Annotated in this window: 20 protein-coding genes; 9 read left to right on the plus strand and 11 right to left on the minus strand. The window is 65.3% G+C overall.

What is annotated here, in order from left to right; genetic code table 11:
- A partial coding sequence (locus MnOB_RS02150; RefSeq protein ID WP_158713761.1) for an OprD family outer membrane porin occupies nucleotides 1-313 on the minus strand: 313 nt, incomplete at its 3' end.
- A gap of 396 nt (nucleotides 314-709) precedes the next feature.
- Here MnOB_RS02150 and tauA point away from each other — a divergent pair.
- The 5 genes from tauA (at nucleotide 710) to MnOB_RS02175 (ending at nucleotide 6,552) form a co-directional block, all read left to right on the plus strand.
- Nucleotides 710-1,690, plus strand: coding sequence for a taurine ABC transporter substrate-binding protein (tauA, locus tag MnOB_RS02155; protein WP_077521524.1), 981 nt, complete (start codon nucleotides 710-712; stop codon nucleotides 1,688-1,690).
- Between the two features lie 54 nt (nucleotides 1,691-1,744).
- Nucleotides 1,745-2,527 carry a taurine ABC transporter ATP-binding subunit gene (tauB, locus tag MnOB_RS02160; RefSeq protein WP_077521526.1) on the plus strand — a complete coding sequence of 261 codons (783 nt, stop codon included), beginning with the start codon at nucleotides 1,745-1,747 and terminating at the stop codon, nucleotides 2,525-2,527.
- The gene (tauC, locus tag MnOB_RS02165; RefSeq protein WP_077521528.1) at nucleotides 2,524-3,357 is read left to right on the plus strand and encodes a taurine ABC transporter permease TauC; all 834 of its coding nucleotides are present in this window, start codon (nucleotides 2,524-2,526) and stop codon (nucleotides 3,355-3,357) included. The genes tauB and tauC overlap by 4 nt, the downstream gene beginning before the upstream one ends.
- Nucleotides 3,358-3,591: 234 nt before the next feature.
- Nucleotides 3,592-4,425 (plus strand): taurine dioxygenase, encoded by an 834-nt coding sequence (tauD, locus tag MnOB_RS02170; protein ID WP_077521530.1) that lies wholly within the window; start codon nucleotides 3,592-3,594, stop codon nucleotides 4,423-4,425.
- Nucleotides 4,426-4,497: 72 nt separating this feature from the next.
- Nucleotides 4,498-6,552 carry an OPT family oligopeptide transporter gene (locus MnOB_RS02175; RefSeq protein WP_077521532.1) on the plus strand — a complete coding sequence of 685 codons (2,055 nt, stop codon included), beginning with the start codon at nucleotides 4,498-4,500 and terminating at the stop codon, nucleotides 6,550-6,552.
- 129 nt (nucleotides 6,553-6,681) lie between these two features.
- Here MnOB_RS02175 and MnOB_RS02180 read toward each other — a convergent pair whose 3' ends face one another.
- From MnOB_RS02180 to MnOB_RS02225, 10 genes are all read right to left on the minus strand, one after another.
- On the minus strand, nucleotides 6,682-6,972 hold the full coding sequence (locus MnOB_RS02180) for a gamma-butyrobetaine hydroxylase-like domain-containing protein (RefSeq protein ID WP_077521534.1): 291 nt from the start codon (nucleotides 6,970-6,972) through the stop codon (nucleotides 6,682-6,684).
- A complete protein-coding gene (locus tag MnOB_RS02185) occupies nucleotides 6,972-7,937 on the minus strand; it encodes a HEAT repeat domain-containing protein (RefSeq protein ID WP_077521536.1) in 966 nt (321 codons plus the stop codon). Before MnOB_RS02185 ends, MnOB_RS02180 begins: the two co-directional genes overlap by 1 nt.
- Nucleotides 7,934-8,788, minus strand: coding sequence for an ABC transporter ATP-binding protein (locus MnOB_RS02190; RefSeq protein WP_077521538.1), 855 nt, complete (start codon nucleotides 8,786-8,788; stop codon nucleotides 7,934-7,936). The genes MnOB_RS02185 and MnOB_RS02190 overlap by 4 nt, the downstream gene beginning before the upstream one ends.
- On the minus strand, nucleotides 8,788-9,567 hold the full coding sequence (locus MnOB_RS02195) for an ABC transporter permease (RefSeq protein ID WP_077521540.1): 780 nt from the start codon (nucleotides 9,565-9,567) through the stop codon (nucleotides 8,788-8,790). Before MnOB_RS02195 ends, MnOB_RS02190 begins: the two co-directional genes overlap by 1 nt.
- 90 nt (nucleotides 9,568-9,657) lie before the next feature.
- Nucleotides 9,658-11,064 (minus strand): ABC transporter substrate-binding protein, encoded by a 1,407-nt coding sequence (locus MnOB_RS02200; protein ID WP_077521542.1) that lies wholly within the window; start codon nucleotides 11,062-11,064, stop codon nucleotides 9,658-9,660.
- A gap of 225 nt (nucleotides 11,065-11,289) precedes the next feature.
- The gene (locus tag MnOB_RS02205; RefSeq protein ID WP_028629110.1) at nucleotides 11,290-11,535 is read right to left on the minus strand and encodes a 4Fe-4S dicluster domain-containing protein; all 246 of its coding nucleotides are present in this window, start codon (nucleotides 11,533-11,535) and stop codon (nucleotides 11,290-11,292) included.
- 73 nt (nucleotides 11,536-11,608) lie between these two features.
- The gene (locus MnOB_RS02210) at nucleotides 11,609-13,336 is read right to left on the minus strand and encodes a fumarate reductase/succinate dehydrogenase flavoprotein subunit (RefSeq protein WP_077521544.1); all 1,728 of its coding nucleotides are present in this window, start codon (nucleotides 13,334-13,336) and stop codon (nucleotides 11,609-11,611) included.
- Nucleotides 13,333-14,082 (minus strand): GntR family transcriptional regulator, encoded by a 750-nt coding sequence (locus MnOB_RS02215; RefSeq protein ID WP_077521546.1) that lies wholly within the window; start codon nucleotides 14,080-14,082, stop codon nucleotides 13,333-13,335. The genes MnOB_RS02210 and MnOB_RS02215 overlap by 4 nt, the downstream gene beginning before the upstream one ends.
- Before the next feature lie 231 nt (nucleotides 14,083-14,313).
- Entirely contained in the window at nucleotides 14,314-15,504 is a 1,191-nt protein-coding gene (locus MnOB_RS02220; protein ID WP_077521548.1) for a trans-sulfuration enzyme family protein, read from the minus strand.
- Between the two features lie 236 nt (nucleotides 15,505-15,740).
- Nucleotides 15,741-16,523, minus strand: a complete 783-nt coding sequence (locus tag MnOB_RS02225) for a MetQ/NlpA family ABC transporter substrate-binding protein (RefSeq protein WP_077521551.1) — start codon at nucleotides 16,521-16,523, stop codon at nucleotides 15,741-15,743.
- A 285-nt stretch (nucleotides 16,524-16,808) separates the two neighbouring features.
- On the opposite strand from MnOB_RS02225, the gene MnOB_RS02230 reads away from it, so the two are divergent.
- From MnOB_RS02230 to tcyN, 4 genes are all read left to right on the plus strand, one after another.
- Nucleotides 16,809-17,807, plus strand: coding sequence for a D-cysteine desulfhydrase (locus tag MnOB_RS02230; protein ID WP_077521553.1), 999 nt, complete (start codon nucleotides 16,809-16,811; stop codon nucleotides 17,805-17,807).
- A gap of 252 nt (nucleotides 17,808-18,059) precedes the next feature.
- Entirely contained in the window at nucleotides 18,060-18,857 is a 798-nt protein-coding gene (tcyJ, locus tag MnOB_RS02235) for a cystine ABC transporter substrate-binding protein (protein WP_077521555.1), read from the plus strand.
- A complete protein-coding gene (gene tcyL / locus MnOB_RS02240) occupies nucleotides 18,854-19,522 on the plus strand; it encodes a cystine ABC transporter permease (RefSeq protein ID WP_077521557.1) in 669 nt (222 codons plus the stop codon). The genes tcyJ and tcyL overlap by 4 nt, the downstream gene beginning before the upstream one ends.
- Nucleotides 19,522-20,268 (plus strand): L-cystine ABC transporter ATP-binding protein TcyN, encoded by a 747-nt coding sequence (gene tcyN, locus MnOB_RS02245; protein WP_077521559.1) that lies wholly within the window; start codon nucleotides 19,522-19,524, stop codon nucleotides 20,266-20,268. The genes tcyL and tcyN overlap by 1 nt, the downstream gene beginning before the upstream one ends.
- Nucleotides 20,269-20,339: the final 71 nt, after the last annotated feature.

Raw genomic sequence — 20,339 nt, forward strand, 5'->3', positions numbered from 1 at the left:
TGCCGCCGTAGCTGGCGCTGGTCGGGTTGTAGTGGCGGCCCTTGCCGGAATCCAGCTTCACGCCCAACAGGCCGAGGGCATCGACGCCGACGCCCACGGTGCCTTCGGTGTAGCCGGAGGCGTAGTTGAAGAGGAAGCCCTGGCCCCACTCTTCCTGCTTGGACGGCGCGTCGGCGAACTGACGGTTGTCCGAGTTGATGTAGAAGTTGCGCAGGGTCAGGCTGGCCTTGCTGTCTTCGATGAAACCAGCGGCGGCGGCTTGCTGGGCCAGCACGCCGAGGGTGACGGCCAGGGCGAGGGACGACTTGTTCATGCTCGATGCTCCATTGCGATCTTGTAAGGGTGTTGGGGTGCCCGGAGCAGGAGCAGACGCGACGCGCCGCTGCGTGACCTTCGAAGCCACTGTCGTTTTCACAGGCTCCGGTGCAAATGCGATGCGGCGGTCCGCTTTCGGCAGGCCGCCACTCTAGAAGGCGAAGGCTAATTTCTAAAAAGAATTATTTTTTAGATGCAAAGAACTTTCAGCAATAAGCAATTCTACGGAGGCAGCAATCCGCCCGACCTAAGCTAATGCTAAAAAATTATTTATTTCGCTTTTTTTAGATCAATTAAATTCTCTTCACCGGACCACCGGACATCCCCAGAGCGCAACACCCTGTCCCGTGGACCGGCCTCCAAGACCGGCCCCCAGCCCGTTGAGGAGCACCCCATGATTCCGTCCCTGTTCCCCCGTCGCCTGCTGGCGGCCCTCACCCTTGGCGGCCTGGCACTGAGCGCCCAGGCCGCGGACTTCACTGTCGCCTACCAGACCACCGTCGACCCGGCCAAGGTGGCCCAGGCCGATGGCGCCTATGAAAAGGCCAGCAAATCCGAGATCGATTGGCGCAAGTTCGACAGCGGCGCTGAAGTCATCACCGCCGTCGCCTCCGGTGACGTGCAGATCGGCTATGTCGGCTCCAGCCCGCTGGCTGCCGCCGCCACTCGCCAGCTGCCGATCCAGACCTTCCTCATCGCCACTCAGATCGGTGACGCCGAAGCCCTGGTGGCGCGCAACGGCGCCGGCATCACCAAGCCCGAAGACCTGATTGGCAAGAAGATCGCCGTGCCCTTCGTTTCCACCGGCCACTACAGCCTGCTGGCCGCCCTGAAGCACTGGCAGATCGACCCCACCAAGGTGACCATCCTCAACCTCGCGCCGCCAGCCATCGTCGCTGCCTGGCAGCGCGGCGACATTGACGCCACCTACGTCTGGGACCCGGCACTGGGCGTGGCCAAATCCAACGGCAAGGTGCTGATCAGCTCCGCCGAACTGGGCAAGCTGGGCGCTCCCACCTTCGACGCCTGGATCGTGCGCAAGGATTTCGCCGAGAAGCACCCTGAAGTCGTCCGCGCCTTCGCCAAGGTGACCCTCGACGCCTACGCCGACTACCGCAAGGACCCGAAAGCCTGGCTGGCCGACAAGGGCAACATCGACAAGCTGGTGAAACTCTCCGGCGCCAAGGCCGAAGACATCCCGCTCCTGCTGCAGGGCAACGTCTTCCCGCTGGCCGCCGACCAGGCCACCGCACTCGGCGCGCCCACCACCCAGGCCATCAGCGAGACCGCTGCCTTCCTCAAGGAGCAGGGCAAGGTCGACGCCGTGCTGCCGGATTACGCGCCCTATGTCAGCTCGAAATACGTCACCAATTGATCCACCCCCGCCTGCCCGGCCGCTCCGGGCAGGCCCATTCGAGATCCGCAGAAAATGGCCTTACTCCAACTGGAGCGCATCAGCGCACAGTACCCAGGCGCGGCCGAGCCGGTACTGACCGACATAACCTTCGACCTCGGCCCCGGTGAGCTGCTGGTGGCCCTCGGTCCTTCCGGCAGCGGCAAGACCACCCTGCTCAACCTCATTGCCGGCTTCGTCAGCCCCAGCGCCGGCCGCATCAGCCTCGACGGCGTCCCCGTCAGCGGCCCTAGCGCCGAACGAGGCGTGGTGTTCCAGGACGATGCCCTGCTGCCCTGGCAGGACGTGCTCGGCAATGTCGCCTTTGGCCTCGAACTGGCGGGCGTGTCGCGCGCCGAGCGCGAAGCCCGCGCCCGCGAGATGCTCGCCCTGGTAGACCTGGCCGGCTTCGACAAGCGCCGCATCTGGGAGCTTTCCGGTGGACAGAAACAGCGCGTCGGCATCGCTCGCGCCCTGGCCGCCGACCCGCGCGTACTGCTGATGGACGAGCCCTTCGGCGCACTCGATGCCTTCACTCGCGAACAGATGCAGGAGTTGTTGCTGCAGGTCTGGCGACGCGCGGCGAAACCGGTGTTCCTGATCACCCACGACATCGAGGAAGCCGTCTTCCTCTCCACCGAACTCATTCTGCTGTCGCCCAATCCGGGCCGCATCGCCGAGCGCCTGCGCCTGGACTTCGGCCAACGCTACGCCGCCGGGGAAAGCGCACGGGCGATCAAGTCCGACCCGCAGTTCATCGAAACGCGCGAGCACGTGCTCGCCCAGGTCTTCGCCGAACGTCATAGGAGAAGCGCATGAGCAGCCTCGACCTGACCCTGGCCAGCAAGTCCGCAACGACCGTGAAACCGCGCCAGCGCCGCCCCCTGAGCACCCTGTCCATCAGCCTGCTGACCCTCGGCAGCCTGCTGCTGGCCTGGTGGGCGGTAACCACCGCCGGCCTGATCGAACCGCTGTTCCTGCCCAGCCCGCAGGCCATCGCCCGCAAGGGTTGGGTGCTGCTGACCCAGGGCTACATGGACGCCAGCCTCTGGCAGCACCTGGGCGCGAGCCTCGGGCGCATCGGCCTGGCGCTGCTGGCGGCGGTGCTGACCGCCGTTCCGCTGGGCATCGCCATCGGCCGCAACCGCATCGCCCGCGGCATCTTCGACCCGCTGATCGAGTTCTACCGACCGATTCCGCCGCTGGCCTACCTGCCCTTGATCGTCATCTGGTGCGGCATCGGCGAGCTGTCCAAGGTGCTGCTGATCTTCCTCGCGATCTTCGCCCCTATCGCCATCGCCACCGCCACTGGCGTGCGCAATGTCGACCCGGCGCGGTTGCGCGCGGCACAGTCGCTGGGCGCCACCCAGGCGCAACTGATCCGCCATGTGATCCTGCCCAGCGCCCTGCCAGACATCCTCACCGGCGTGCGCATCGGCCTCGGCGTCGGCTGGTCCACCCTGGTGGCCGCCGAATTGGTGGCCGCCACCCGTGGCCTGGGCTTCATGGTGCAGTCGGCGGCGCAGTTCCTGGTCACAGACGTGGTGATCCTCGGCATCCTCGTCATCGCCCTGATCGCCTTCGCGCTCGAACTCGGCCTGCGCGCCCTGCAACGCAAGCTCGTGCCCTGGCATGGGCAAGGACGCTAGACGCAGCTCCCTCACCCCCAGCCCCTCTCCCAAAGGGAGAGGGGAGCCAGTTGGTGCCACACAAGAATTCCCAGCTCACACGAACATCCCCCTTTCCCTCCGGGGCGAAGCGGCACGCTCTTGGAAGCACCGCTTCCGGTGCCGATGAGCGCCGAACCGCGAAGCGATCCGGCCGGGGCGCAGAGCGGGGCCGGGGTGAGGGAATCCCCGCCCCACGGTTTCAGGAGACACACCATGCCCCTACACATCACCCCGCTCTCCCCTGCCCTCGGCGCCGTGGTCGAAGGCCTCGACCTCAGCAAGCCGCTCGACGCCCCATTGCGTGAAGCGGTGGAGCGCGCCCTGCTCATCCACCAGGTGCTGTTCTTCCGCGACCAGCCACTGAACCCGCAGCAGCAGGCCGCCTTCGCCCGCAACTTCGGCGACCTGCACATCCACCCGATCTATCCGAACATTCCCGATCAGCCGGAAGTGCTGGTCCTGGATACCGCAGTGACCGATGTGCGCGACAACGCCCTCTGGCACACCGACGTGACCTTCCTGGAAACCCCGGCACTCGGTGCGGTGCTCGCCGCCAAGCAGCTCCCGCCTTATGGCGGCGACACGCTCTGGGCCAGCAGCAGTGCGGCCTACGACGCGCTGTCCAAACCCATCCAGCAATTGCTCGAAGGCCTCACCGCGACCCACGACCTGTCCCGCTCCTTCCCCGAGGAGCGATTCAGCCTCACCGCCGAAGAGCACGAGCGCCTGGAGGATGCCAAGCGCAAGCACCCGCCGCGCAGCCATCCGGTGGTACGTACTCACCCGGTTACCGGACGCAAGGGACTCTTCGTCAACGAGGGCTTCACTACCCGCATCAACGAACTCTCGGCAGCGGAAAGCGATGCGCTGCTGCGCCTGCTCTTCGCTCACTCCACCCGCCCGGAGTTCACCATTCGCTGGCGCTGGCAGGTGGGCGACGTGGCCTTCTGGGACAACCGCATCACCCAGCATTTCGCCGTTGACGATTACCGGCCGCAGCGCCGCGTGATGCACCGCGCGACCATCCTGGGCGACAAGCCGTTCTGATCGGGCTGCGCCCCGTGGTCTAGGCTTTCCCGTGCCGGCGCAACCCCGCCGGCATGTCCCTGGGAGAGCAACATGACGGACCGCGTCCCTGACCACCTCGACCTGCCCGAACTCACCCTGCGCGGGTTGATCCTGGGCGCGCTGATCACCCTGGTGTTCACCGCCTCCAACGTCTACCTCGGCCTCAAGGTCGGCCTGACCTTCGCCTCGTCGATACCCGCCGCCGTGATCTCCATGGCGGTGCTGCGCTACTTCAAGGGCTCGAACATTCTCGAGAACAACATGGTGCAGACTCAGGCCTCGGCAGCCGGCACCCTGTCCTCGATCATCTTCATCCTCCCCGGTCTGTTGATGATCGGTTACTGGACGGGCTTTCCCTTCTGGCAGACCGCGATGATCTGCGCCATCGGCGGCATCCTCGGCGTGCTCTACACCATCCCGCTGCGTCGCGTAATGGTGGTGCAGAGCGAGTTGCCCTACCCCGAAGGTGTGGCGGCGGCGGAGATCCTCCGGGTCGGCAGCAGCGACGAAGGCGACGATAAGCACGCGGCGCGGAGTCGCGGCGAACCCGGCCTGCGCGACATCCTCGGCGGCGGCCTGGTGGCCGCGGCCTTCAGCCTGTGCAGCAGCGGCTTCAAGGTGCTCGGCGAGAGCATCAGCCTCTGGCTGGGCGCCGGGCAGGCGGCCTTCCGTTTCTCCACCGGCTTCTCCTTCGCCCTGGTCGGCGCGGGGTACCTGATGGGCATCACAGCCGGAATCGCCATCCTCATCGGCGTACTCATCTGCTGGGGCGTGGCGGTGCCGCTGTTGACCTTCAACGCGACGCCTGCCGACGGCCAGGGATTGAGTGAGCTGGCCACTCAGTTGTGGAGTTCGCAGGTGCGCTTCCTCGGCGCAGGCACCATCGGCATCGCCGCGCTCTGGACCCTGGCCACCCTGTTCAAGCCCATGGCGCAAGGCGTGTGGACGTCCCTGCGCGCAGTTCGCGGCAAGGGTGAGATGAGCACCGCCCGCACCGAGCACGACATGCCGCCCAAGGCGATCCTGCTGCTGGCCGGGCTGCTGTTGCTCGCGCTGCTCGGCGTCTTCGCCAACTTCCTCCACGAGGCCGCGCCGGAATTGTCCGGTTTCGGGTTCTGGGGCTTCGTGGCCGGCTGCGTGTTCTTCGCCTTCTTCTTCGGCTTCCTGATCGCCGCCGCCTGCGGCTACATGGCCGGCCTGGTGGGTTCGTCCAGCAGCCCGATCTCCGGCATCGGCATCATCGCGGTGATCCTGGTGTCGCTGCTGATCCTCGGTATGGGCAGCCTGGAGTCCGGTCTGCTGCAACTGGCCGAAGGCAAGGTCGCCATCGCCCTGGCGCTGTTCACCACTTCAGTGGTGCTGGCCATCGCGGCCATCTCCAACGACAACCTGCAGGACCTCAAGACCGGCTACCTGGTCGGCGCCACACCCTGGCGCCAGCAAGTGGCGCTGATCGTCGGCTGCCTGGTGGGCGCACTGGTGATCCCACCGGTACTCGACCTGCTCTACAACGCCTACGGCTTCCCCGGCGCCCTGCCCCGTGACGGCATGGACCCGCAGCAGGCCCTGGCGGCGCCACAGGCGACCTTGCTCACCGCCATCGCCAGCGGCATTTTCAAGGACGCGCTGAACTGGAACATGATCCTCATCGGCGTCGTACTGGGGATCGCCCTGATCCTCGTCGACCTGGCCCTGCGCCGCACCAGCAAGGCCAGCCTGCCGGTACTCGCGGTGGGGCTGGGTATCTACCTGCCACCGACAATCGGCATGACCCTGGTGATCGGCGCCGCACTCGGCTGGCTGATCGACAGCCGCCTGGCCAGGCGCGCCCAGGCTGCCGGGCAGGACCTGGAGCGCTACGCCGAAGTGCCCCGTCGCCGTGGTGTGCTGCTGGCCTCCGGGTTGATCGTCGGCGAGAGCCTGATGGGCATCCTGCTCGCCAGCCTGATCGGCACTTCCGGCAAGGATGCCCCGCTGGCCCTGGTCGGTCCCGGATTCAGTGATACGGCGGAGTGGCTCGGACTCATCGTCTTCGCCCTGGTTTGCATCGCGTTCTGCCGGCATGTGCTGGGCACGCAACGAGGGAGCGAGCTCATTCGCGAATGAATTCGCTCCCACATCGCAGAACGTGCAGGGCCGTAGGGTGCGCTGTGCGCACCGATTCCGGGATCGGCTTCGGTACTAGGTAAAACCGCTGGTGCGCACGGCGCACCCTACCGAATCGGCTTCATCCTGCTAGCCATTACGTGCCCCCAACTCCCGCAGGTAGTCCCAGGGATAAATCCCGCGCTCGTGCCCATCGCTGAACACCAGCTGCACGCCATACCCCTGAAGCGCGATGCGTTCCAGGCGCACGCCTTCGTTCACCACCGTAATCGCCCCGCGCAACCGCGCGGCCTTGCACTGTGAGCAGGGGCAGGCGCCGCGCAGGCGGGTGTGGCTGATCTGCTGGTGTTCACCATCGGTCCACTCCAGGCTCAGGCGCGCCTGGCTACGGGAATTGCGCAGGGCGCTGGGGGTCGCCATCAGGCAGCCCCTTGCAGTTGCGCGAGAGCAATGCGCACCGCCTTGCGGACTTCCGGATCACTGTCGGCTTCCGCCGCGTGCAGGGCAGGTAGCCCGGCGGCGTCGCCCAGTTCACCCAGTGCCAGCGCAGCTTCCTTGCGCAGGTTGGCGATGCCATGACCGAGCAGGGTGGCCAGCTCGGCCAGGGCCTGCCGATAACGCAGGCGGCCCAGGGCACGGGCGGCGCGCAGGCGGACCTGCCAGTAATCGTCTTCCAGGGCCTTCACCAGCGCGGGACCGGCTTCGGCCAACCCGACTTTGCCGAGGGTGGTGGCGGCTTCCTCGCGGACCTGCCAGGTGGCATCGCGCAGCGCGGCGTAGAGGGCCGGCAGCACCCCGGCGTCACGAGCCAGGCCGAGGGCTCCTGTGGCGGCACGACGTACCTCGGTATCCGCATCGTCGCTGGCCAGGCGCGCCAGCGCCGGCAATGCCTCGCCGTGCTTGAGCCAACCCAGAATGCCCACCGCCTCGCGGCGCACCGAAGCCTCGCTATCACTCAGCGCCAGCAGCGCGGGACTTGCTGCATCTTCCAGGCGCAGTTCGCGCAGGGCACGAAGGGCGCTGCTGCGGACGAAGGCATCGGCGTGGGTCACCCAGGGCAGGATCAATTGCCCCGCCTCCAGGCTTTTCAGTTCGCTAAGGCTCTGGGCGGCAGCCAGGCGCACGGGCTCGGCGGCGTCCGCCAGGGCAGCACAAAGGGCCTGCACAACTCCCGGCTCTTCCCAGGCTTCCAGCAGGCGCGCGGCCTCGGCGCGCACCTCGGCGGCCGGGTCCACCACCAGGGCATCGGTGAGCCAGGGCAGGCCCTCCGGGTCTTCCAGGTCGGCCAGTTCGATCAGGGCAATGCGACGTACGCCGGCATCGTCAGCGGCGAGGCGTGGCAGCAGGTCGAGGATGTCAGGGTTGTCGGTTTCACGGTGGGTCATAGGGCGACTCGCAATGGCGGGTGGTCGGTGGGCAGTCCCAGCGGGGTCAGGCGTGGCAACTCGCGGCCTTCTTCGTGGCGCAGCAGTTCCAGGCAATGACGCTTGAGATGGGTGAAGCCGGGGCTGGTGAGCAGGCTGGCGCGGCGAGGACGCGGGAAGTCCAGGCGCAGGTCTTCGATGAAGCGCCCGGGGCGCGGGCTCATCACCAGGATGCGGTCGGCGAGGAACAGCGCCTCGTCGATGTCGTGGGTGACGAACACTACGGTGGTGCGGATGCGTGTCCAGATATCCAGCAGCAGTTCCTGCATGCGCGAGCGGGTCTGCGCATCCAGCGCGCCGAAGGGTTCGTCCATCAGCAGAAGCCGAGGGCGGTTGATCAGTACGCGGGCGATCTCGGCGCGCTGCTGCATGCCGCCGGAGAGTTGGCTGGGCCAGCGTTCGGCGAAGTCGCCGAGCCCGACCAGGCCGAGGAATTCGGCGGAGCGGCGCTGCCGTTCGCGCTTACCGATGCCTTGCATCTTCAAGCCGAAGGCGACGTTATCGAGCACGCTGCGCCAGGGCAGAAGCGTGTGGTGCTGGAACACCATGCCGCGCTCGGGCGAAGGCCCCGCGACCGGCTGGCCATCCACCTCCAGACTGCCAGCGCTAGGCTTGAGGTGGCCGGCCAGGGCACCAAGCAAGGTGGACTTGCCGCAGCCGGAAGGGCCGAGGATGCAGACGAATTCCCCCGGTGCGATGGCGAAGTCCAGGGACTGCACTGCCTCGAAGGCTTGCTTGCCCTGCCCTAGGCGAATGGAGACGCCCCGGGCCTCGATGCGGCCAGGTTCCACTGCGCGTTCGAAGCTGCTCATCAAGCATTCCTCCGCGCGTGGTACCACGGCGTAGCGAGTGCGCCCAGGCGCTTCACCAGGGCGCTGCTGCCCATGCCGAGTAGGCCGATCAGCAGCATGCCGACGACGATGTCGGCGTAGTTCTGCACCACGTAGGACTCCCAGGTGTAATAACCGATGCCGAACTGCCCGGAGATCATCTCGGCGGTGACCAGGCAGAACCACGATGTGCCCATGCCGATGGCGAGGCCAGTGACGATGCTCGGTGCCGCGCCGGGCAGGATCACTTCACGGAGGATCGCCAGACGACCAGCACCCAGGCTGCGCGCGGAGGCGATCAGGCGCGGGTCCACTGCTTCCACGCCGTGCACGGTGTTGAGCAGGATCGGGAACAGCGCGCCGGTGAAGGTGATGAACACCATCGACAGCTCGGACGAGGGGAACATCAGGATGGCCAAGGGAATCCAGGCCACCGCAGGGATCGGCCGCAGCACTTCCAGCGGCGGCAAGAGGCTGTCCTCGGCCCATTTCGAGCGGCCGATGAGCAGCCCCAGCAACACGCCCAGCAGGGCCGCGGCGAGGTAGCCGGCGAACACCCGCGACAGGCTGCTGGCAAGGTGCGGCAGCAGCTTGCTGGAGTGCGCCAACTGCCAGGCCGCGTCGAGCACGGCAGCGGGCGTGGGCACGTAGGTGAAGGTGAACAGCCCGAGGTCCAGGCGCGCGTTGGCAGCCAGTTGCCAGAACAGCAGGCAGGCGGCCAATGAAGCGAGGCGCAAGGGCCAGCGGTACAGATTTGTCATGGGAACTCCTCCGATTCCCGTAGGGTGTGCCGTGCGCACCGGAAAGCCCGCAGTGAGATTCCGGTGCGCGCAGCGCACCCTACGTTGGCATCAGCGCTGGGCCACCAGCTTCTGGTTGGCACTCACGAAATCGAGCGCGGTGCCACCGTTCTGCTGGGCGTACTGCTCGGCCTGGGACTTGAGCAGGAAGGCACTCAGCTCGCCCTTGTCGTTGCGCACGAACCAGGCCTGGTTGGCCAGCAGCTTGATACCGCTGTCGGTGGCCTGGGCATAGATGGCGCGGATGTCCTTGCCCTCCTGCTCCAGTTGCGCCAGCGCGGTCAGCGCTGCTTCCGGCGAAGCGTAGTGGCGCACCTTGTCTTCACCGCGCACCCAGATCTGCGCCAGGCGCTTGAAGTCGGTGATCGGCTTGCCGGTAGCTGCGTCGTTAGCCTTGAGCGGCAGCGGCTCGTAGTTCTTCAGCGCCTTGTCGTAGTCCTGGCCCGCCGCCTTGAACGCCGAGCGGATGTACTGGTCGTCGATGAACTTGGCGGTGTCCAGGCCACGGTCGGTCTTCTTCAGCAGCTTCAGGGTGTCGATGGAGGTGGCGACCGCCTTTCGGTACTCGGGCTTCCAGGTGAGGTCGCGGGTCTGCAGGCCAAGGGGGCCGTGGAACAGGTAATTCACCTCGGCCTCGATGCCGGTGACCTTCTCGATCAGCTCGCTGTATTTCTCCGGTTCAGCGGCGAACAGGCGGTCGGCCTCCAGGCTGGCGCGCAGATAGGCGGTGACGATCTCCGGGTATTTCTTCGCATAGGCCGCATCCACCAGCGCACCGTGGAAGGTGGGCGCCTCGGCCTGGGAGCCGTCGTAGATCTTGCGGGCGAAGCCACGGTTGGGGAACAGCTCGGCGAAGGGCACGAAATCGGCGTGCGCCTCGATGCGGTTGCTGCGCAGGGCGGAGCCGGCGATTTCCGGCGGCTGGGCGATGATCCGCACGTCCTTCTCCGGGTCCCAGCCTTGGGCAGCGACCGCGCGCAGCAGCATGCCGTGAGCGGTGGAGGCGAAGGGCACGGAAATGGTCCTGCCCTTGAGTTCGGCCAGCGACTGCACCGGCGATGAGGCCGGCACCACGATGCCGTTGCCGCTGCCCCGGGTGCTGCCCGAGAGCACGCTGATGAACAGGCTCTGCTTGCCGGCATCCAGGTGGGCGACGCCATTGAAGGAGCCGGGGAAGTCGGCTATGGCGCCGAAGTCCAGTTTGCCGGCGACCATTTCGTTGGTCAGCGGCGCGCCGCTGGTGAAGTTCTTCCACTCCACCTGGTAGTCGGCGTCCTTGTACTTGCCGTCATGGGGCAGGTACTTCTCCAGCAGGCCCAGCTCGCGAATGAGCAGGCCGCCGGTGGCGCAGTTGATGGTGGTGTCCTGGGTGCCGATGGCGATACGGATGGTTTCCGCGGAGGCGGACAGGCTGGAGATGGCCAGCGCGAGGCCGGCGACGGTTGCACGAAGACGCATGGGTTTTTCCCCTCGAATCATGAGTGTTGGAATCGTCTCCGCCACGTGGTCGGGTGGTGGGAAACGAGGGGCTTTCAGGTGAGGCGTCCGGGGGTGGGCCGGATGGCATTTTTTGCTCCCTCTCCCTCTGGGAGAGGGCTGGGGTGAGGGTGCTCCGAGCGGCTCGGTGTTTCCCTCATCCGCCCCTTCGGGGCACCTTCTCCCGGATGGAGAAGGGAAAGTCGATCAGCGCAGCAAGTAAGGAATCTCCACCTTCACCGCGCCGGTCGGGCAGTCCTTCTCGCAGGGCATGCAGTACCAGCATTCGTCGAAGGCCATGTAGGCCTTCTGGGTGGCCGGGTTGATGGCCAGAAGGTCCATCGGGCAGACCTCGACGCAAACGGTGCAGCCTTTTTCGGCGATGCACTTGTCTTCGTCGATGGTCACCGGCGCGCTGCTGCGGAAGAAGATTTCCTGGGGTTGATGGGCCATTTCACGATTCCTTGGAGCCTGGGGCTCTCGTTATGCGTTGTTGCAGCAACTCTCGGTACAAAATCACTTGGAGCTAGGCGGCCGCTTCGGTCTTCACCCGCAGGCGGTCATAGGCCTGCTGCTCCTCGGCATCCAGCGGGATGAGGTACGGCTCCACCGCTTTCTTGAAGCTGGTCATGCGGCCATCCTCGCCCTTCTTCAGGTGGCAGTGGCAGAACCACTCGGCGTCGTTGCGCTCGGGGAAGTCCACGCGGTGGTGGTACAGGCCCCAGCGGCTTTCTGCACGGAACAGCGAGGCGCGGGCAGCCATCTCGGCGCAGTCGCGGATCACCGCCACTTCCATGGCGCGCATCAGCTCGTGGGGGTTGTTGGCCTTCATCTGCGCCAGGTCCCGTTCGATCTCGGCGAAGCGCGTAAGGCCGATCTCCATTTTCTTGGTCACCTTGGGCGGCTGCAGGTAGTCATTCACCATGCGCCGCAGCTTGTATTCCACCTGGGCCGGCGGCAGGCCGTGCTCACGCTCCAGCGGGGCGAAGACCCGCGCCCGCTCACGCTCCACCTGCTCGGCATCGACCTCGGCGAAGTCGCGACCTGCCACGTAGTCCGCCGCGTTGATCCCGGCGAACCAGCCGTAGGTGAAGGCACCGAGCATGTAGTTGTGCGGTACGGCGGCCATATCGCCCGCCGCGTACAAGCCTTTCACCGAGGTCTCGGCCTTCTCGTTGACCCACACGCCCGACGCTGAATGGCCGGAGCAGAAGCCGATCTCGGAGATGTGCATCTCGACCATCTGCGAGCGGTAGTCGGTGCCCCGGTTGGCGTGGAACTGGCCACGGCTCGGGCGCTCGTTGCTGTGGAGGATTTCCTCGATGGTCTGGATGGTTTCCTCGGCCAGGTGATCGAGCTTGAGGAACACCGGGCCGTTGCCACCTTCGAGTTCCTGGTGGAACTCCCACATCATCTGGCCGCTCCAGTAGTCGCACTCGATGAAGCGCTCGCCCTTGCTATTGGCGGTGTAGCCGCCCAGCGGACCGGTAACGTAGGCGCAGGCCGGGCCGTTGTAGTCCTTGATCAGCGGGTTGATCTGGAAGCACTCCAGGTTCGAAAGCTCCGCCCCGGCGTGATAGGCCATCGCGTAGCCGTCGCCGGCATTGGTGGGGTTCTCGTAGGTGCCCATCAGGTAGCCGGAAGACGGCAGGCCGAGGCGGCCCGCGGCGCCGCAGGCAAGGATCACCGCCTTGGCGCGGATCACCCGGAATTCGCCGCTGCGGCAGTCGAAGCCCATCACCCCGCTCGCCGCGCCCTCGCCATCCAGCAGCAGGCGCGTGCAGACGATGCGGTTGCTGATTTCCACCCGTGCGCGCTTGAGCTGGCGGTAGAGCACCTTCTTGATGTCGTGGCCCTCGGGCATGGGCAGCACGTAGGCGCCCATGTGGTGGACCTTCTTCACCGCGTAGTCGCCGGTCTCGTCCTTCTCGAACTTCACGCCCCAGCGGTCGAGTTGCTCGATGGTTTCGAAGCTGTGGGTGGCGTAGGCGTGCACGGTCGCCTGGTTGACGATGCCGTCGTTGGCGATGGTGATTTCCTTGGTGTACTGCTCGGGCGTCGCGTGGCCGGGGATGATGGCGTTGTTCAGGCCGTCCATGCCCATGCTGATGGCGCCGCTGCGCTTGACGTTGGCCTTGTCCAGCAAGAGCACGCGCAGCTCGCGGGTCTTTTCCTTGGCCTTGATGGCGGCCATCGGGCCGGCGGTGCCACCGCCGATGACGACGATGTCGTATTCCTGTTCTCGGGTGCTCATGCCTGGGGCCCCTTCTGACGGTCGATGCGCAGGCGGTACTGGAAGGCATCGCCGCGGTAGTAAAGGTGTTCGAAGTCCAGCGGCGTGCCGTCGGCAGCGTGGGTCAGGCGCTCGATGCGCATGATCGGCGAGCCTTCTTCCACTTCCAGCGCCTGGGTCAGGTCGCCGTCGGCAAGTACCGCATCGATGGCGAGGTCGGCATGGCCGAGGGGAATGCCGCAGTCGTTTTCGAGGATGAGGAAGATGTCGCGGGTGGCGAGGTCGGCCTTCTCCAGCTTCTCGCCCACCGCCTTCGGCAGCCAGGTGATTTCCAGGGACACCGGCTCACGGTTGATCAGGCGGACGCGGCGGATTTCGGTCACCGGGCTGCCTTCCTCCACTTGCAGTCGCGCGGCCACCAGGGCACTGGCCGGCACGTGCTTGAAGCTGCGCAGGCGGTTCAGCACCTCGTAGCCCATCTGGGTCATGGACTCGGCCAGGCCCTGGAGGGTGCTGACGTTCTGGAAAGCCTTGGGCTTGGCGACGAAAGTGCCCTTGCCGTGGATCTTGAAGATCAGGCCTTCCTTCTGCAGGTCGCCCAGCGCCTGGCGCACGGTGATGCGGCTGACACCAAACGCTTTGCCCAGCTCGCTTTCCGAGGGCATGCGGCTGTGGGGCGGGTAGGTGCCGTCGAGGATGCGCCCGCGCAGCAGCTCCTTGAGCTGGCTGTAGAGCGGCACCGGGGAGAGGGGAAGCAGTTCGGCCATGTCTTTGTTCGCTCGCAATCCTGACTTGTTATAACAAGTTGTGGCGAGAGAATAGCGGGCATAAGAGCAGCCGTGGAAATACCGTTATCGAATATGGATATGAACAGCCTGTAGGAGCGAATTCATTCGCGAAGACCTCCGCAGGAGGGCGTGGCAACGGCCGCGCTGCGCGCGACCTTCGCGAATGAATTCGCTCCTACAACATGATTCGTGACCCGTTTGGGCGGGAAATCAGAGCCTATCCAACGCCTGCACGAAGTCCTGAACGATATCGGCCGCGTCCTCAATACCCACCGACACACGGATGGTGCCGTCATGGATATCCAGCTCGGCCAGGGCTTCCGGCGACAGGGCGCGGTGGGACGTCTTGCCGGGGTGGGTGATGCTGCTGGCGACGCCCGCGAGGGACGGTGCGAAAGCGGTGTTCTTCAGGGCACGGATCAGCGCGTCCACTTCAGCCAAGCCGCCGTGCAGGGTGAAGCTGAGCATCCCCGAAGCGCCCTTCGGGAACAGCCGCTGAGCAAGCGCGTGGTCCGGGTGAGAAGGCAGGCCCGGATAGAACACCTGGGCCACTTTCGAGTGGGCCTCCAGGGCTTCGGCCAAGGCCTGGGCGTTGGCCGAGTGCGCTTTCATGCGCAGGGCGAGGGTCTTGGCGCCACGGAAGGTCAGCCAGGCCTCGAACGGGCTGGCGCTACCACCGGCGTTGATCTGGAAACGCCGCGCCTGGGCGATCCACTCGGCATCGCCAACCAGGATGCCGCCGGTAGCGTCGCTATGGCCGTTGAGGTACTTGGTGGTGCTGTGCAGCACCAGGTCGGCCCCTGCGGCCAGCGGGTTGTAGAGCGCCGGCGAGAGGAAGGTGTTGTCCACCAGCAGCTTCAGGCCACGGGCCTTGGCGAGCTTCGCCAGTGTCGGTACATCGCTGACCCGAACCAGCGGATTGGAGGCGGTTTCGGTGTAGATGAGTTTCGTCGCCGGGGTGATGGCTGCTTCCACCGCCGCCAGATCGTTGATCTCCACCAGGGTGGCGGTGATGCCAAAACGCGCCAGCTCCTTCTCGATCAGGCTCTGGGTGGTGCCGTAGAGCTCGCGGCTGGCGATCAGGTGGTCGCCAGCATTCAACCGGCCCAGCAACGCCGCACTCACCGAGGCCATGCCGGACGCGGAGAACAGCGCTGCTTCACCACCTTCCAGCTGGCACACCAGTTCTTCCACCGCTGCCTGGTTGGGGTTGGCGATGCGCGTGTACATGTAGTTGTCGGGGTTGCCGGCGAGGAAGTCGTCCACCTGCTCCAGCGAGTCATAGACGAACACCGAGGATTCGTAGATGGGCAGGCTCTTGGGCCGCGTGACCATCCTGCGGTCGACCTCGTTGCCGCTGTGGACGGAACGGGTGGACAGGCCGGGTTTGGGGGTGGACATGGGAACACTCCTGACAGCGAGCTGCGTTCCCTGTAGGGGCGAATTCATTCGCCAAGGACCGCGAAGCGGGCCCGACTTTGCAGGGCAGGCCTTCGGCCTGCTTGGCGAATGAATTCGCCCCTACAAGTCTCACGCCCTACGGAGCCGCAGCAGAAAAAAGAACGCCGACGATAGTCGAGACTCGTCGGCGTGAGGAGGGGTGCACTGGCCAGTGCACCACCGTGGCTAGCAGGTGATCAGAACGCCGGCACGACCGCGCCGGAGTACTTCTGCTCGATGAAGGCTTTCACTTCCGGGCTGGTCAGCGCGGCGGAGAGTTTCTTGATGGCTTCGCTGTCCTTGTTGTCCGGACGGGCCACCAGGTAGTTCACGTAGGGCGAGGTGCGGTCTTCCAGCACCAGCGCGTCCTTGGTCGGGTTCAGCTTGGCTTCCAGCGCGTAGTTGGTGTTGATCAGGGCCAGGTCGACCTGATCCAGCACGCGCGGCAGCAGGGCCGATTCCAGTTCCTTGAACTTGAAGTTGTGCGGGTTCTCGGCGATGTCCTTGGGGGTGGCCAGGGCGTTCTTCGGATCCTTCAGCTTAATCACGCCGGCTTTCTGCAGCAGGATCAGGGCGCGGCCGCTGTTGCTGCCTTCGTTGGGGAGGGCGATGGTGGCGCCGTCCGGCAGCTCTTTCAGGGATTTGTACTTGCTGGAGTAGCCGCCGAAGGGCTCGACGTGCACGCCCTTGACGATCACCAGGTGGGTGCCTTTGCCGCTGTTGAAGTTGTCCAGGTAGGGCTTGGTCTGGAAGTAGTTGGCGTCCAGGCGCTTCTGGTCGACCTGCACGTTGGGTTGCACGTAGTCGGTGAAGACCTTCACTTCCAGGTCCACGCCTTCCTTCGCCAGCTGAGGTTTGATCAGCTCCAGGATTTCAGCGTGCGGTACCGGGGTGGCAGCGACGACGAGCTTCTCGCCAGCCTGGGCGAAGGTGACGGACAGGGCGGCAGCCAGAGCGGTCAACAGCAGGGTCTTCTTCATGATGATCCTTTTCGATTCTGCGGCTCCGGCTGGATCTTCAGCCACGAGCAAGTGTTGGGATGCCCGGTCTGGGTGTGCCGGGTTGAGGGCGACACTACGGAGATTTTTTATAACGAACAAATACCGTTTTCTTATTCTTATATTCCATTTCTTATCTATAAACGGATGAGCTGATAACGTCCTCGGCCTGACTGAGCAGTACTTTCATGTCGCGTCTGCGAATTGCCTGCAACGCCCCGGCTCACTAGAGTGGCAGCCTTCGCAACCGCCTACCGGAACCACACCATGCTCGATGCAGCCCTCGCCCGCTTTTCCCGCCTGGAACTGGTTCCCTCGCCCACGCCGCTGGAGAAGCTTGCGCACCTGTCGCAGAAGCTCGGCCGTGACGTCTATGTGAAGCGCGACGACCTCACCCCCTTCGCCCTCGGCGGCAACAAGGTGCGCAAGCTGGAATTCCTCGCCGCTGACGCCCTGGCCCAGGGCGCGGATACCCTGGTGACTGCCGGCGCCATCCAGTCCAACCACGTGCGCCAGACGGCCGCCCTCGCCGCGCGCCTCGGCCTGGGTTGCGTAGCGCTGCTGGAAAACCCCATCGGCACCTCCGACAGCAACTACCTCGGCAATGGCAATCGCCTGCTGCTGGACCTGTTCGGCACCGAGTGCGAGCTGGTCGCCAACCTGGATAACGCCGACGAGTTGCTGGCCGCTGCGGCCGAACGCCTGCGCGCTGCCGGCAAGAAGCCCTACCTGGTGCCCATCGGTGGTTCCAACGCCCTGGGTGCGCTGGGTTATGTGCGCGCCGGCCTGGAGCTGGCCGAACAGATCAAGGTGAGCGGCGAGACCTTCTCCGCCGTGGTCCTGGCCTCTGGCAGCGCCGGTACCCATGCGGGCCTGGCCCTGGCGCTGGAATACGCCCTGCCCGGCACGCGCGTGGTCGGCGTCACCGTCTCGCGCCCGGACGCCACCCAGCGCCCGAAAGTCGAAGGCCTGCTGCAGCGCACCGCCGACCTGCTCGGCGTGCCGGTACCGGGGGCGCTCAAGGTGGAGCTGTGGGACGAGTATTTCTTCCCGCGCTATGGCGAGCCGAACGCCGGAACCCTGGACGCCGTGCGCCAGGCCGCCAGCCTTGAAGGCCTGCTGCTGGACCCGGTGTACACCGGCAAGGCCTTCGCCGGCCTGCTCGATGGCCTCGCCAAGGGTGCTTTCGAAGGTGACGGGCCGGTGCTGTTCCTGCACACCGGTGGCTCCCCGGCACTGTTCGCCTATCATCCAGCGGGTACCTAGAATCTGTTCATGGTCAGCTGCGCGTCGGAAAAACTGCGTTGAAAATGGCTTCGGAATGCTCATTTACAACTCGTAGACTCCGCTTCCTCAGCCATTTTCGCCTTGTTCTTCTCTAGCTCGCCGGCCCTGAACAGATTCAGAAAAAGCCTTATGCATTATTTGAAGCAATAAATAATTTTTAATTATTTTATTGCATATAACCAAATCCCTAGAGTTGCGACACCTTTAGCCACCCTGCCCCGTGAGGCTCCTATGACATTTGCAACCCTGCGTCGCCAGTTCATCCTCGGCAGCCTGAGCCTGGTGCTCGGCGCCAGCTTCGTCGGCACCAGCTCCGCCGCCGACCTGCTCCAGGACATCCAGCAGAAAGGCGCCATCAAGGTCGGCCTGGAAGGCACCTACCCGCCCTTCAACTACCAGGACGAGAGCGGCAAGCTGACCGGCTTCGAAGTGGAACTGGCCGAGGCGCTGGCCAAGGAGCTGGGCGTGAAGGCCGAGTTCCAGCCGACCAAGTGGGACGGCATCCTGGCTGCGCTGGAATCCAAGCGCCTCGACGTGGTGATCAACCAGGTGACCATCTCCGACGAGCGCAAGAAGAAGTACGACTTCTCCACCCCTTACACCGTCTCCGGTATCCAGGCGCTGGTGCGCAAGGGCACCGAGGGTGACATCAAGACCTCCGCGGACCTGGCCGGCAAGAAGGTCGGTGTGGGCCTGGGCACCAACTACGAGCAGTGGCTGAAGGAAAACGTCCCGCAGGCTGACATCCGTACCTACGACGACGACCCCACCAAGTTCCAGGACCTCAATGTCGGCCGCATCGACGCCATCCTGGTGGATCGCCTGGCCGCCTTCGAAATGGTCGAGAAAACCGGCGGCAAGCTGGCCGTGACCGGCGAACCCTTCTCCCGCCAGGAAGCCGGCATCGCCCTGCGCAAGGGCAACCCGGAACTGCTCGCTGCCATCGACAAGGCACTGGCCAAGCTGAAGGCCGACGGCACCCTGAAAAAGCTCTCCGAGAAATGGTTCAAGGCTGACGTGACCCAATGATCGACGCAAGCCTTCAACTTGCGCTGGATTCCGCGCCCTTCCTGTTGAAGGGCGCGGTTTTTACGGTAGTACTGAGCCTCGGCGGCATGTTCTTCGGACTGCTGCTGGGGTTCGTCCTCGCCCTGATGCGCCTCTACGGTTTCACCGCCCTGCAATGGCTCTCGCGGATCTACGTGTCCTTCTTCCGGGGCACGCCGCTGCTGGTGCAGTTGTTCATGATCTATTACGGGCTGCCGCAGCTGGGTATCCAGCTCGAACCGCTGCCCGCGGCGCTGATCGGCTTCTCGCTGAACATGGCCGCCTACACCTCGGAAATCCTCCGCGCCGCTATCGCCTCCATCGACCGGGGCCAATGGGAAGCCGCCGCCAGCATCGGCATGAGCCGTACCCAGACGCTGGTTCGCGCCATCCTGCCGCAGGCTGCGCGCACCGCCCTGCCGCCGCTCGGCAACAGCTTCATCTCGCTGGTCAAGGACACCGCGCTGGCTGCCACCATCCAGGTGCCGGAACTGTTCCGCCAGGCGCAGCTGATCACCGCGCGCACCTTCGAGATCTTCACCATGTACCTGGCCGCCGCGCTGATCTACTGGGTGCTGGCCACCGTGCTGTCGCATTTCCAGAGTCGCCTCGAGGCGCGCGTCAACCAGCATGAGCAGGACAGCTGATGATCACCGTCCGTAACCTGACCAAATCCTTCAAGGGCCAGGAGGTGCTCAAGGGCATCGACCTGACCATCGAGCCGGGCGAAGTGGTGGCCATCATCGGCCCCAGCGGCTCGGGCAAGACCACCCTGCTGCGCTGCCTCAACCTGCTGGAAGTGCCGAGCGGCGGGCTCATCAAAGTGGGCCAGATCGAGATCGACGCGAGCAAGCCGCTGAAGCAGCAGCAAGGGCTGATCCGCAAGCTGCGCCAGCACGTCGGCTTCGTGTTCCAGAACTTCAACCTTTTCCCCCATCGCACCGCGCTGGAGAACGTCATCGAAGGCCCGGTGGTGGTGAAGAAGGAACCCCGCGAGCGCGCGGTCGAGAAGGCCCGCAAGCTGCTGGCCAAGGTCGGTCTGGCGGGCAAGGAAGACGCCTATCCCAAGCGCCTCTCCGGCGGCCAGCAACAGCGCGTGGCCATCGCCCGCGCCCTGGCCATGGAGCCCGACGTGATCCTCTTCGACGAGCCCACTTCGGCGCTCGACCCGGAGCTGGTGGGCGAAGTGCTCGCCACCATTCGCGGTCTGGCCGAGGAGAAGCGCACCATGGTGATCGTCACCCACGAGATGAGCTTCGCCCGTGACGTCGCCAACCGCGCGATCTTCATCGACAAGGGCGTGATCGTCGAACAGGGCGATGCCAAGGCGCTGTTCAGCGCGCCGAAGGAAGAGCGCACCAAGCAGTTCCTGAGCAAGTTCATCAACGGCTGAAGCCATCCCCGTGGAAGCGAATTCATTCGCGAATGAATTCGCTCCCACAGCTCGATCGTAGGGTGGATGGC

Source organism: Metapseudomonas resinovorans (assembly GCF_002003485.1).
Taxonomy (GTDB): domain Bacteria; phylum Pseudomonadota; class Gammaproteobacteria; order Pseudomonadales; family Pseudomonadaceae; genus Metapseudomonas; species Metapseudomonas resinovorans_D.